Origin of the sequence: Psychroserpens sp. (genome assembly GCF_034670085.1) — a bacterium.
Taxonomy (GTDB): Bacteria; Bacteroidota; Bacteroidia; order Flavobacteriales; family Flavobacteriaceae; genus Psychroserpens.
In genome coordinates this window covers 354,955-368,195 of sequence record NZ_JAXMOD010000001.1, presented here as the reverse complement: position 1 = coordinate 368,195, position 13,241 = coordinate 354,955, and the positions used below count along the sequence as shown (strand labels likewise).

Annotated in this window: 13 protein-coding genes; 7 read left to right on the top strand and 6 right to left on the bottom strand. The window is 32.6% G+C overall.

What is annotated here, in order from left to right; all coding sequences use genetic code 11:
* The gene (locus VOI25_RS01555) at window positions 1-654 is read right to left on the bottom strand and encodes a DUF4271 domain-containing protein (protein WP_323787131.1); all 654 of its coding nucleotides are present in this window, start codon (window positions 652-654) and stop codon (window positions 1-3) included.
* A gap of 163 nt (window positions 655-817) precedes the next feature.
* Here VOI25_RS01555 and VOI25_RS01550 point away from each other — a divergent pair, with 163 nt between their 5' ends.
* Genes VOI25_RS01550 through VOI25_RS01540 form a run of 3 tightly spaced genes read left to right on the top strand, consistent with a single transcriptional unit; the run spans window position 818 to window position 3,364 of the window.
* The gene (locus VOI25_RS01550; protein ID WP_323787130.1) at window positions 818-1,543 is read left to right on the top strand and encodes a polyprenol monophosphomannose synthase; all 726 of its coding nucleotides are present in this window, start codon (window positions 818-820) and stop codon (window positions 1,541-1,543) included.
* Between the two features lie 31 nt (window positions 1,544-1,574).
* Window positions 1,575-2,921, top strand: a complete 1,347-nt coding sequence (locus tag VOI25_RS01545; RefSeq protein WP_323787129.1) for a dihydroorotase — start codon at window positions 1,575-1,577, stop codon at window positions 2,919-2,921.
* Entirely contained in the window at window positions 2,918-3,364 is a 447-nt protein-coding gene (locus VOI25_RS01540; RefSeq protein WP_323787128.1) for a DUF4296 domain-containing protein, read from the top strand. Before VOI25_RS01545 ends, VOI25_RS01540 begins: the two co-directional genes overlap by 4 nt.
* Here the strand turns inward: VOI25_RS01540 and VOI25_RS01535 are convergent.
* The gene (locus VOI25_RS01535; RefSeq protein ID WP_323787127.1) at window positions 3,361-4,383 is read right to left on the bottom strand and encodes an NAD-dependent epimerase/dehydratase family protein; all 1,023 of its coding nucleotides are present in this window, start codon (window positions 4,381-4,383) and stop codon (window positions 3,361-3,363) included. The two genes, VOI25_RS01540 and VOI25_RS01535, sit on opposite strands and share 4 nt — an antisense overlap.
* Before the next feature lie 70 nt (window positions 4,384-4,453).
* Between VOI25_RS01535 and tyrS the strand changes: the two genes are divergently transcribed.
* A complete protein-coding gene (gene tyrS / locus VOI25_RS01530; RefSeq protein WP_323787125.1) occupies window positions 4,454-5,746 on the top strand; it encodes a tyrosine--tRNA ligase in 1,293 nt (430 codons plus the stop codon).
* Between the two features lie 150 nt (window positions 5,747-5,896).
* Here tyrS and VOI25_RS01525 read toward each other — a convergent pair whose 3' ends face one another.
* The 3 genes from VOI25_RS01525 to VOI25_RS01515 all read right to left on the bottom strand — a co-directional run bounded on the left by VOI25_RS01525 (window position 5,897) and on the right by VOI25_RS01515 (window position 9,459).
* The gene (locus VOI25_RS01525) at window positions 5,897-6,877 is read right to left on the bottom strand and encodes an acyl transferase (RefSeq protein ID WP_323787625.1); all 981 of its coding nucleotides are present in this window, start codon (window positions 6,875-6,877) and stop codon (window positions 5,897-5,899) included.
* A gap of 75 nt (window positions 6,878-6,952) precedes the next feature.
* Window positions 6,953-9,007: a T9SS type A sorting domain-containing protein gene (locus tag VOI25_RS01520; RefSeq protein WP_323787124.1), complete on the bottom strand. Its 2,055-nt coding sequence runs from the start codon at window positions 9,005-9,007 to the stop codon at window positions 6,953-6,955.
* Window positions 9,008-9,129: 122 nt separating this feature from the next.
* Window positions 9,130-9,459: a T9SS type A sorting domain-containing protein gene (locus VOI25_RS01515; RefSeq protein WP_323787123.1), complete on the bottom strand. Its 330-nt coding sequence runs from the start codon at window positions 9,457-9,459 to the stop codon at window positions 9,130-9,132.
* Window positions 9,460-9,686: 227 nt separating this feature from the next.
* Here VOI25_RS01515 and VOI25_RS01510 point away from each other — a divergent pair, with 227 nt between their 5' ends.
* The gene (locus VOI25_RS01510) at window positions 9,687-10,370 is read left to right on the top strand and encodes a response regulator transcription factor (protein ID WP_323787122.1); all 684 of its coding nucleotides are present in this window, start codon (window positions 9,687-9,689) and stop codon (window positions 10,368-10,370) included.
* The gene (locus tag VOI25_RS01505) at window positions 10,370-11,413 is read left to right on the top strand and encodes a sensor histidine kinase (RefSeq protein WP_323787121.1); all 1,044 of its coding nucleotides are present in this window, start codon (window positions 10,370-10,372) and stop codon (window positions 11,411-11,413) included. Before VOI25_RS01510 ends, VOI25_RS01505 begins: the two co-directional genes overlap by 1 nt.
* Here VOI25_RS01505 and VOI25_RS01500 read toward each other — a convergent pair.
* Entirely contained in the window at window positions 11,387-12,454 is a 1,068-nt protein-coding gene (locus VOI25_RS01500; protein ID WP_323787120.1) for a glycosyltransferase, read from the bottom strand. The two genes, VOI25_RS01505 and VOI25_RS01500, sit on opposite strands and share 27 nt — an antisense overlap.
* Before the next feature lie 109 nt (window positions 12,455-12,563).
* Here VOI25_RS01500 and trmB point away from each other — a divergent pair, with 109 nt between their 5' ends.
* Window positions 12,564-13,238, top strand: coding sequence for a tRNA (guanosine(46)-N7)-methyltransferase TrmB (gene trmB, locus VOI25_RS01495; RefSeq protein ID WP_323787119.1), 675 nt, complete (start codon window positions 12,564-12,566; stop codon window positions 13,236-13,238).
* Window positions 13,239-13,241: the final 3 nt, after the last annotated feature.

Here is a 13,241-nt window from a genome sequence, read left to right as displayed (position 1 = left end):
TTAAGCGTTAAAATCTTTAATTAACTTATATAAAATTAGATAGGGTCCAATTTCAAGAGCGCAAAGATACAAAATAAAATAGAATAAATTATTTAATAATAATTTTTGATGATTTTTAAAAGAGGTCAAAAATCCAAGGAGATTAATCAAAATTATTAAGCCAATACATCCATAAATAACAGGCTTAGTTGGAGCAATTGTATATATTAGTATGCAATTGATAGGGAGTAATAAAAAGCCCGTATAATTTTTGAATGTTGTTTTTTGAAATAAATAAGCATCTATTAGTGAATCTATTTCGAAAACACTTCCTATTAAACGTTCTAAAAGCACCTTAATTAAAAAGAGGACTCCAATACCAAAAATAAGTTTAAAAAATTGCGTGAGGTCAAATTCTGATGGATGTACTAACGATGCATAAACAATATAAGAAAATACAGATACTGATATAATGAGATTAAGAAATAATAAGGCATCAAAACCATCAATAAATTTCTGATCTCTAGCATAAATTTTTAAGTATTTCGAATTACCGATTACCGTAACAAAATCTTTAAATCTGGGCGCAAATAAAAATTTCGACAAGGTAATAAAGGCTAATCCTAAAACTAGAAAAACGGTAAACCAATCGTTAGATATAACTTCTCTAAGCATATTGTAAAATTATAAAGAAATTTCGATGTTGTATCACTTTATATTTCAATACTTTTTAGAGATTTATTAAGATTAACATTGTTTATGATTTTTACTGTTAAATTATTCGTTTAAAAACTTACTTTTGTCAAAGTTGATAAAAACTTACAACGACTTTATTCTAATGAGAGACGCCATAGTCATTATACCAACCTATAATGAAATAGAAAATATTGAAGCAATTATTCGAGCTGTATTTTCTAAAGATAAGGCTTTTGATATATTGGTGGTCGACGATAATTCGCCAGATTTAACGGGTTTAAAAGTTAAAGCGTTACAAGAGGAGTTTAAAGATCAGCTTTTTTTGTTATCACGACAAGAAAAAACAGGTTTGGGTTCTGCATATATTGCAGGCTTCAAATGGTGTTTAGAAAAGCATTATGATTACATTTTTGAAATGGATGCCGATTTCTCTCATAATCCAAACGATCTTATTCGTTTATATAACGCTTGCGTTGCAAAAGAGGCAGACATGTCAATTGGATCGAGGTATATTAACAATAATATTAACGTTGTGAATTGGGACATGAAGCGTTTATTGCTGTCTTATTTTGCCTCGAAATATGTGAGATTGATTACAAGAATGAGGATTCATGATACAACAGCTGGATTTGTCTGTTATAAACGAAACGTTTTAGAAGCTATTGATTTAGATAATATCAAGTTTGTTGGTTATGCATTTCAGATTGAAATGAAATTTAAAGCCTATTTGCAAAAATTCAATATTATTGAGGTGCCAGTTATATTTACCGATAGAACAAAAGGGAAATCAAAAATGAGTGGAAGTATTATTTCTGAAGCTATTTTTGGTGTTATTAATATGAAACTAAAAAGCCTATTTAGTTCTTAAATAGAGGAGTTAACGGTTGAGAATTACATAAATGAAAACAAAGACTACACTTATTAAAAATGCTAGAATTGTAAATGAAGGCAAAATCACAGAAGGTGATATTTTAATTGAAGACGATATTATTACGGAAGTTTCAGATACTATAAGTGCTAAATCTGCAGATGTTGTTATTATTGATGTAGAAGGCAATTATGTGTTTCCTGGAGCTATTGACGATCAGGTTCATTTTAGAGAACCAGGTCTCACACATAAAGCAAATATAGAAACAGAGTCTAGAGCTGCTATTGCAGGTGGAATAACATCTTTTATTGAGATGCCAAATACTAATCCGCAAACAACAACTGTGGAAGCATTAGAACATAAATTTGATATTGCAGCAAAAACATCATACGCTAATTACTCGTTTATGTTTGGTGGTACAAATGATAATCTTGACGAAATTTTAAAGGTCGATCCAAAAACGGTTGCAGGATTAAAATTATTTTTAGGATCATCAACAGGAAATATGTTGGTGGACAATCCTAAGGTATTAGAAAAAATCTTTAGTAGTACCAAGATGGTTATTTCTGTACATTGTGAAGATGAAGCGACCATTAGAAAAAATCTGCAAGATCATATCGATCAATATGGTGAAGACATTCCAATACGTAAACATCCAATTATTAGAAGTGAAGAAGCGTGCTATATTTCATCATCTAAAGCTATAGAACTAGCCAAAAAAACTGGAGCAAGATTACATGTATTTCATTTGTCAACAGGTAAAGAAACGAGTTTGTTCACAAACAAAATTCCTTTAAAAGATAAAAAAATTACTGCTGAGGTCTGTATTCATCACTTATGGTTTAGTGATGAAGATTACGATAAAAAAGGAACGCTTATCAAGTGGAATCCTGCCGTTAAAACAGCAAAAGATAGAGACCAGTTATGGAAAGCACTTTTAGATGGTAGAATTGACGTCATTGCTACAGATCATGCGCCTCATACGCTAGAAGAAAAAAAAGGGATATATACTAAAGCACCTTCTGGCGGACCCTTAGTTCAGCATGCATTTGTTGCTATGATTGAAATGTTCCACAAAGGAAAAATATCATTAGAGAAAATTGCTGAAAAGATGTGTCATAATCCTTCAATTTTATTTGAAGTTGAAAAACGAGGCTATATAAAACCAGGTTACTTCGCAGATTTGGTCGTTATCGATATCAATAATCCTTGGTCAGTAAATAAAGAAAATATTTTATATAAATGTGGCTGGTCTCCTTTTGAAGGTACTACATTTAAATCAAGAATTACACACACTTTTGTAAATGGAATTTTAGCATACAATAATTTTAAGGTAATTGATGTTAAAGCAGGTAAACGATTAACTTTTAACCGATGATAAAACGTATAAGCCTTCTCATATTAGTTTTAGGGTTATGCTTTGCTTGTCATCGTATAGAGAGACCTAAAAAGCCAGATAATTTAATTCCTAAGGATAAGATGGCAGATGTGCTTTTCGATGTGTTTGTGTTTAATGCAGCGAAAGGATCAGATCATGGTTTGCTTCAAAGTAATAATGTTACACCAACGATTTATATTTTTGAAAAACATCAAATCGATAGTCTACAATTTGTAAAGAGTAATGAATATTACGCCTATGATGTTAAGGCGTATGAAGACTTAATAAATAAGGTTGAATTAAAAATAAAGGCAAAGAAGGCATTTTTTGAAAAAGAAAAAGAACTTGAAGAAGAACGAAGAAAGAAAAGATTAGATTCTATTAAAAAAATTGGAGATTCCATTAAACCAGGAAAGAACTTAAAATCATATAGAAAAAATTAAATGCTCTTGGTGTCTTTTAAATAGAATTTAGCAACCTTATCGATTGAATTATCTATACTATTAAACTCCATTTGTAAAGCGTTTTTAATTTTTGAATTATTATAAACGCTTTGGGTTCTAACAGATTTAGCGAGTTGTTTTGAAAGTTTTCTGCGTTTACCTAACAGTTTACTTGTTAGCCAATCTAATCGCCAGCCAAGTTCCAAAACAAAAGGAGTGGCAACTTTTTTCGCAGGTTTTACATTCAAGGTTTTGGCAACTTTTGTCTGAAAGTCATTAAACGATAAATTTTCAGAAATTAAAATATAACGTTCATTTACTAGGTCGCTCTTCATTAATTGATACATAATGTCGCAAACATCCCAAACATCAATATAACCAGAAGATCCTGATCCGTAATAGTTTAGGCCTTTGTGAATTAGTCTAAACAAATTTCCACTACTACCACCTTTCCAATATCCTGGACCTAAAATAATTCCAGGATTAATAATAACGGCAGGAACACCTTCTTGAGTACCTCTCCAAACTTCCATTTCAGCTCCATATTTTGTAATAGCATAGACACTATTATCGTCTTCTGGATTCCAATCAGTCTGCTCGGTTATGAATTGATTTGGATTTGGTTCATGGCCAATTGCTGCAATTGAACTAACATAGCAAAGCTTTTTGACCTTGTTTGAAATGCAAAGGTTAACAATATTAGCAGTGCCTTCAATATTTACAGTTCTGAGTAGATAGTATTTATCTGGTTCAAAACTCACAAATGCAGCACAATGATAAACAAGGTTCACGTCTTTAAACGCTAGTTCTAGATCAGGAACATCATTTAAATCGGCTTCAATCCATTCAATCTTTTCGTAGAGGCTTTGATAGTTTTCGGTATAATAAGAGAAGACATGTTTTACGCGATCTAGTGTTTGTGTTCTTCTATATATCGCTTTAACCTGTTCGTTTTCACTAACAAGCTTGTACAATAAATGCGAACCTACCAATCCTGTGCCTCCTGTAACTAAAATCATTTTGTAAAATTAGACTTTTTTCTTTTGAGCTATAAATCTATATTTGCCAAAGATTACTAATTTACTTGATATGATAAAGAATTTTGTTGAAGAGTTACAATGGAGAGGAATGATTCATGATACAATGCCTGGCGCAGAAGATCATTTAATGGAAACAATGCGTTCTGCTTATGTTGGGTTTGATCCTACAGCAGATTCTTTACATATAGGAAACCTTGTGCCTATCATGTTATTGGCACATTATCAACGCTGTGGACATAAACCATATGCTTTGGTTGGTGGAGCAACTGGTATGATTGGTGATCCTTCAGGTAAATCTAGTGAACGTAATTTATTAGATGAAAAAACCTTACGACATAACCAAGACGCAATTAAGAATCAATTGGCTCACTTTTTAGATTTTGAAAGTGATGTGCCTAATTCTGCTGAATTAGTGAACAACTATGATTGGATGAAAGAATTTTCATTTTTAGAATTCATTCGTGATGTTGGAAAGCACATTACAGTCAATTATATGATGGCTAAAGATTCTGTGAAGAATAGAATTTCTTCGGAATCTAGCGATGGAATGTCTTTTACAGAATTCACATATCAGTTAGTTCAAGGCTATGATTTTTTGCATTTGTACAGAGCAAATAATTGTAGCATTCAAATGGGAGGAAGCGATCAATGGGGAAATATTACAACAGGAACCGAATTGATTCGTCGCATCGCTCAAGGTAAAGGATTTGCTATTACTTGTCCATTAATTACGAAAAGTGATGGATCTAAGTTTGGTAAGTCTGAAGGTGGAAATGTTTGGCTAGATGCCAATAGAACGTCGCCTTACAAGTTCTACCAATATTGGTTAAACTCTAGTGATGAAGATGCCGAAAAATATATCAAAATTTTCACCTTTTTAACTGAGAATGAGATAAAAGCAATTGTATCTGCACATCAAGAAGCACCTCACCAAAGAGGATTACAAAAGCGTTTGGCTGAAGAAATTACAACGATGGTACATTCAAAATCAGATTTTGAAAATGCCGAAAAAGCGTCTAATATTTTGTTTAGTAAAACCTTTAAGGCAGATATTAAAACTTTAGATGAAAAAACCTTTTTAGATGTCTTTGAAGGTGTGCCTCAAGCCGAAATTTCTAAAGATGAGTTGTCAGAATTAGATATGATTGGAGCTTTAGCTGCCAAAACGAATTTCTTAGCATCTAATAGTGATGCACGTCGTGCTTTAAAAGAAAATGCAGTAGCAGTTAATAAAGAAAAGGTAAAAGAAGATTATCAATTATCTGAAGACGATTTGATAAATGGAAAGTATATCATCCTGAATAAAGGAAAGAAAAATACATACATTATAAAGGTAATGTAAAGAAAAACGCCTCATCATTTGATGAGGCGTTTAACATTAACCAACCAACGGTTGAAGCCAAGTCTTCTTTTTCATAGAATTCTATACTATTCTAAAAATAATAGCTTCCTGATTTTTGTCGGCTTTTTATGGTGAACCTTTCACATTATTTTACAAAACTAATAAATTACATCCTCTAATGTCACTAGAATCAAATCTGCCAATAATTTCAAAAGTACCATCTTTAGCAACACGACCTAAATCTTGAGTTGCAATAAATGAACACGAATTGATATTTGCCAAATCTATGACATTAATACCTCCAGTTTTTTGAGGTGTTTGAAGCGCAAGTGCATCTTCAGGATCACGCGTGAGTATTCGCATCCAATTAGGACATTCAAACTTCCCATTACCTTTAGAATAGGCTTGGCTTAATAATTCGGTCATACCATATTCACTATGAATAGTTGAAACACCAAATCCTTGTTTTAAAATCGAATGTAATTCGGCTCTAACCAGTTCCTTTCTGCGACCTTTCATGCCACCAGTTTCCATTATAATTGTATTGTTAAGATCGAATTGATAGGTTTCAACTAAGTCTAATAATGCAAATGAAACACCGATGAGCAATACCTTTTGTCCTTCGGAATCTAAAGTGATAAGCTGTTCTCTTAATTCTGAAATGTTATCTAAGTAAAATCCACTTTCAGTATGTTTAGATTGTGAGATCATATCATTCACCATGTAAATCAAAGAAGACCCTTGTCGCTCTAAATAACTTGGTAATAACGCTAAGATGACATAATCTTCAATATTTCCGTAGAACGCCTTAAAACCTTTTCTAAAACTGTCTTGGTAGAGGTTAAGATCTGTCACAAAATGTTTACTTGTAATGCATCCTGTTGTGCCACTACTTGAAAACGTAGCTTCAATAGGATCATTCGAACTTAATACCTTATGGCTTTTAAAAAACTGAATGGGTAAAAAGGGGATATCTTCAATTCGCGAAATATCACTAGGATGTTTATATAATAAATCACAAAATGAACGATACACAGGATTGTTATTAAACTGAAATTTAAAAACATCTAGTGCTAAAGAATTGAATGCATCGTTTGAAGACAACGAAAAGATATCCTGAGTGTTTATCATCACTACAAAAGTACTTAAAAAGAAAAAGCGTTGCCAACAGACAACGCTTTTAAATGTATTATAAAAATTAAGTGATTACTTAATGATTAATTTTTTAGTAACTGAAGCATTATTTTGCGTCACCTTTAAAATATAAACTCCAGTATTTAGAGCAGATACATTTAAGCGGTTATTATTTAATGTTTCATTAATAACTTGTTTTCCTAAAATATCATAAACAGCAACAGACATGTTTTCGCTGTTAGCGCTTAAGATATTTACAAATCCTGATGATGTTGGATTTGGATATACTTTAAAACCATTTGCAATGGTAAACTCTTCGTTAGAAAGCGTTTGAGCAAACGTTTGTGTTATTGCTAAGTTATCAACTAAGATGCCTTCGTTATCAGAAGAATCAGATTGTCTGAAAGCAAAAGATGCCACAGTATCACCTGGATCAGCTTCGTCAGCACCTAAAATAGATGTGTCAGATTCTAAAGAGGCATCAACCCAAAGTTGTGCAATATTTGTGTCTTGATCGTATTTTACAGTGATTCTATATGTTGTATCATAGGATAAATCTGATGCCCAAGTTGCATCTGCAGTATTTTGATCACTAGATATACCTACTGAGTAATCTCCTCCACCTGTTGGAGCGACAATATCAAGTTGAGCTTTGAAGCCAAATCCATCATTTTTAAAATGTGCAAAGTATTCAAAATCTGTTCCGCCACCATCACCAATTGGTGCTGCTAATGCAGGAACTGTCATATCAAATGCATAATAAAGTACTCCTGAAACTGAAGTAAACGGTAAATTCACATCTTCACTTGGCGTTCCATGTTGAACTAAAGCTTGACCAGAAGTCACTACTAAATCATCTGGAGTTCCACCATGACTTGCCCATTCACTGTTTCCAACTAAAGGACCATCAGCATATGTGAATGTGTCGTAAAGTGGTAATGTTAATTGAGGATCACAGTTAGGGCTGTTAATATTTCTTGAGAAACTACAGCTAGAATTACTTGCATCTCCAGAGAAAAGCACAGAAAAATCTGTTCCTTCAGGAATATTTGTAATTGTAATAGTACCATCAGCAACACTATCAGGATCATCACCACCAAGAGTACCAATTCCACCAGTATCAACTGTATAATCAGAATTTCCAGCTCCAGTATAAGCTATAGTTACGTTATAAGTATCTCCAGGTCCAGGATTAACGGCATCACAAGTTTCAGTAATCGTCCCTACTTGCAAAGTACAAGGGTAAGCAACAGTAAAGCTAATCGTGTCAGAATCTAAAATACCACCATCAACCAATTCAGCAGTAACTGTTACAGAGTCTCCATCAGCTAAAGAACTAATTTGAAACGGACTTGAAACACCGTTGTTGACATCTGGAGTTCCTCCATTTATAACTACTGTAATATTAACTGTTGCACCAGGTGCATTTGCTACTGTAAAATCTACATCTACCATAGTTGTACCCGAATCAAGTGGTTGTCCATCGTTAGGAGATGTGATACTAATTGTTGGATTAGTGTTTACAGTTGGAGAGTATGTTCCTAATGGAAATACTGAAGCACAACCTGCATTAGTTCCTGTGTCATCACCAAGGTCACAACCATCAAGAGCATTAATTCCACTATAAGTCCATTCTGCATCATCAAATGTTGCATTTGGACCTTGACCATCAATTCTGTAAGCCCAACCATCAAGGTATTCCCAAGTTTCACCTGAACCATCTACACCATCAACACCTATAACATCGCTAACTGAACCATTAGCATATAAGATTACCACATCATCACCATTATTGTTTAATTCACCACCTGTAACTTCATATGTAGGAGCAATTCCTAAATATTGCGTAAACCATGGTGATTCAGGAGAAATGTAAATAAAATCACCAGCAGTGTAACCATCTGCAGGGAATGTATAAGTTTGAGTTCCCGTAGAAAGATTTCCATTTCCAGCTCTTTCAATTCCATAAACACTTAAATCTGCAATGTCATTTACGACATATAATTCAAGACCTTTTGGAAAGCCTCCAGGAAGAGGACCATCAATAATCCCAGTAATAACTAAATCTTGTCCAAAAGACAAACTAGTAACTAAAAGAGTTACTAATAAAAAGTAAAGTTTTTTCATAATTTATATAATTTTAGATTGATAATAAAAATAGCGGAACAAATATAACAAGATTTAAGGGTTTTTACTAATTAATAAAGTGATAAAGCGCTATTTTACAATATGATAATATAGACGTCTAATTACCTTACAACCAGTTTTCTAGTTGCTGATAATTCATTTTCTTTTATTTTGAGAATGTAGAGACCAGGAGATAGTCTTGAAATATTAATGGATTCCCCTAAAATTGAAGTTGCAATTATTTGTTTTCCTAAAACATCATAAATCTCAATGCTTTTTGGTAAATTATGTTTAGTTATAACATAGAGTTTTCCGTTTGTTACAGGATTTGGAAAAATAGATAATCCTTCGATATTTGATGAGGGTTTAGTTGTATCCAACGATTGAGTATGACCTAAATAAGGAAAGTTTAAGGCACCGAGAACTAAAAAAGTAAATAGGTAATTTTTCATCACGTTAATAATTTAGTACTGAATTTAAGTATTATACACCAAAATTTGTACCAAAAAAATGTTAAACTAGGTCATCATTGTAAAAACCTTTGTTGGATGAATTGCAAGGTTAACTTAATGTTATTAATGAATTGGATAAGTAATTTTTTTGTTATTAATTTTATCTTTACCTAGGATTTGTGAAATGTATGGCAAACCCTTTCTATTTTATAAAGAACAGCTTTATTATGAGAAAAAGAGATATTAAAATTTTGCTGGTTGATGATGAACCAGATATTTTAGAAATCGTTGGTTATAATTTGTCTGCCGAAGGCTATAAAGTTATGACTGCTGAAAACGGTCTTGAAGCTGTTAAATTGGCAAAAAAAGAAAAACCTCAGTTAATTATTTTAGATGTCATGATGCCTAAAATGGATGGTATTGAAGCTTGTGAACAAATACGAAAAAACCCAAATTTAAGAGATACAATTATTACCTTTTTAACGGCAAGAGGTGAAGATTATTCACAAATGGCAGGTTTTGACGCTGGTGCAGATGATTATATTACAAAACCAATCAAACCAAAAGTTTTGGTGAGTAAAGTAAAAGCCCTATTAAGGCGACTTAAAGACGAAGAACCTTCCGACAGCATTCTTAAAATAGGAAATCTAATCATTAATAGAGAAGAGTATAAAATAGCGCTTAACGGTAAAGAAATCATTTTACCTCGAAAAGAATTCGAATTGTTATCTTTGTTAGCAACAAAACCAGGTAAAGTCTTCAAACGAGAAGAAATCTTAGATAAAGTTTGGGGAAATGAAGTTGTTGTTGGTGGTCGTACAATCGATGTCCACATAAGAAAACTTCGAGAAAAAATTGGAGACGAAAGCTTTAAAACCGTTAAAGGTGTTGGTTATAAGTTTGTAGATTGATGCAAAACAAAATAAAAAAAACGTATAAGTTTGCTTTTAAAACTTCATTATACGTCACTATTTTTTTAACGCTCTTATCGAGTGTTTTTTTGTATTTATTACATTCAGTTGATGTTGTGTATCTGTTAGCTTTTGCCATATTCACTTACCTCATTTCTTTTTTAGTCATTCAATATAGAGTAGAGCGATTTATCTACAGACGGATTAAAAGAATTTACGATGATTTAACGCTTTTAGAATCTACAACTTTAAGAAAGCAGCCAATAACAACTGACATGGCAACTTTAACACAAGAAATCGATAAGTTCGCTCGTGATAAAAAGCTTGAAATTGAAACTTTAATCGTTAGAGAAGAGTATCGAAAGGAGTTTTTAGGAAATGTGTCCCATGAACTTAAAACACCTTTATTCACAGTTCAAGGGTATTTGTTAACCTTACTTGATGGCGCAATTGATGATAAAAATGTTAGAGAAAAATACCTTACTAGAGCCAGTAAAGGTTTAGAACGCCTTATTTACATTGTTAAAGATTTAGATATGATTACCAAATTAGAAGTTGGTGATTTGAGACTGAATATTGTAACATTCAATATCATTGATTTGGTAAAAAATGTCTTTGATTTATTGGAAATGAAAGCTGCTAAAAAGAAAATCACACTGACTTTTGATTTAGATTACGATTCTCCAATTATGGTTTCTGCCGATAAGGAACGAATTCAGCAAGTGCTCACAAATTTGATAGTTAATTCTATAAAATATGGCAGAGAAAAAGGCACAACGGAAATTAGTATAGAAAATCTTATAAAAAATAAAGTGATTGTTCGAGTAACAGATAATGGGGAAGGGATTTCAAAAGAAAATATACCTCGCCTTTTTGAACGATTCTTTAGAGTGGACAAAAGTGGTTCAAGAAAAGAAGGTGGATCTGGTTTAGGGCTAGCGATAGTAAAACATATTATTGAAGCTCATAATGAGCGAATTTATGTTGAAAGTGAATTAGGTGTTGGGAGTGAGTTCTCATTCACCTTGGAAAAGGCGGAATAGCTTTTTATAGTTTGTTGTGTACTCAGTTAAATGTAATCCTCTAAAGTCATCAACTGAGTTTAGCATTTCAATTTTAAATTCTTTTTGGTCGCAACTTGGTACAAACCCTAATTTTGTTAATCGTTTAGCTATATATTCTTGTTCAAATTGTCCAGGAGTTGGAATGAAAAACGCTTTTTTTTCAAGTTTCGCTAAATCCATAACTGTTGTATAGCCTGATCTCGATAAGATAATTTTACTTTCGTTTATTGCATTTTCTAATGCATCACTAGTCATAAAATTATAGATAGTGATATGTTTATTAATAGATGCTTTAGATTCGCCATCAACAACACCTTTTATAAATAACACATTACCATGATACATCTCGAGTTCTTTTAAAAGTAATTTTTCTAATAGAGTTCGCTGAGGTTCAGGACCAGAAAGTAAAACTAAAAGATCATATTTTAATTGCCTTTCTGACTTTTTAAAGCGACTTAACGGACCAATATATTTCAAAGTAATTCCAACAGAATCTGAATGACCAAGTTCGCCACTCAAGTTATCGTCACCAATAGTATCAGGCACCCAGCATTCATCAAATCGAGTGATAATTTTTTGATGCATTTTTGTGCTTAACCACGTCGTGTTTCCGCTTAACACTTTTAATTGATGTGTCATAAATACACATGGAATATGTTTGTCGTGCACGCCTAATCTGTTGTCTGAAAGAATCCCATCAATACTGTAATCTTTAACAATAGTTTCAGTAGCTTTTTTTTCTGCCGTAATAGCTTTAATTAGTTTAGGCGAATTTTGAAGCATTTTCAATTTAAAAAATTGCCCGTTTTTTGGGTAGGAAATGTTGTAGGAAGGTAAATTAACCGTTTCAAGATTAGGGAATTCTTTTTGTAATAATTTTAAAGCTACGCCATCACTTGCAATTACAGGCTCAAAACTATTTGCAACCAACGCTTGTATTAAAGGTATACATCTCGTAGCATGACCTAAGCCCCAATTTAATGGAGCTACTAATATTCGTTTTTTAGGTCGATTGTGCATTGGTTGAACTAGTTATAGAATTTCAATAGTTTCAAAATTAAAGATGACACTTAAAAACAAAGATAATACTAATATCTTTCCTTAATTTTGACGAAATATTTTATGAACTGTGGGAAGTAAGAACAAATTAAAGCGTTTTAATGAAAATGAAACGTTTGCAAATGTCATTCAGCCATCAAGAGATGAATTGGTAACCGATAATTTTCAATGGAAAGGACATTGGCAAGCCAACTTTTTTAAGAACTCCAATCCCTTGGTTTTAGAACTAGGATGTGGTAAAGGAGAGTATTCTGTGGCATTGGCTAAAAAATATCCTGAAAAGAATTTTATAGGTATTGATATTAAAGGAGCTCGATTTTGGAGAGGTGCAAAAACGGCTATTGAAGAAGGTATTCCTAATGTTGGTTTTTTAAGAACTCAAATTGAACTCGTTGATTTCGCTTTCGCCAAAAATGAAGTCGATGAAATTTGGATTACGTTTCCAGATCCACAAATAAAATATAAGCGCACCAAACACAGGATGACAAATTCTCAATTCTTGCAACGCTACAAAACCATTTTAAAACCTGATGGCATTATTAACCTAAAAACCGATAGCGAATTTATGCATGGCTATACCTTAGGTCTTTTACAAGGTGAAGGTCACGACATTCTCTATGCTAATCATGATGTGTACAAGCAAGAAGGGAGTCCAGAGGATGTAACAGGCATTCAAACCTTTTACGAATCTCAATATTTAGAGCATAACAAACCAATTACGTATATTAGGTTTAAATTAAAATAGATT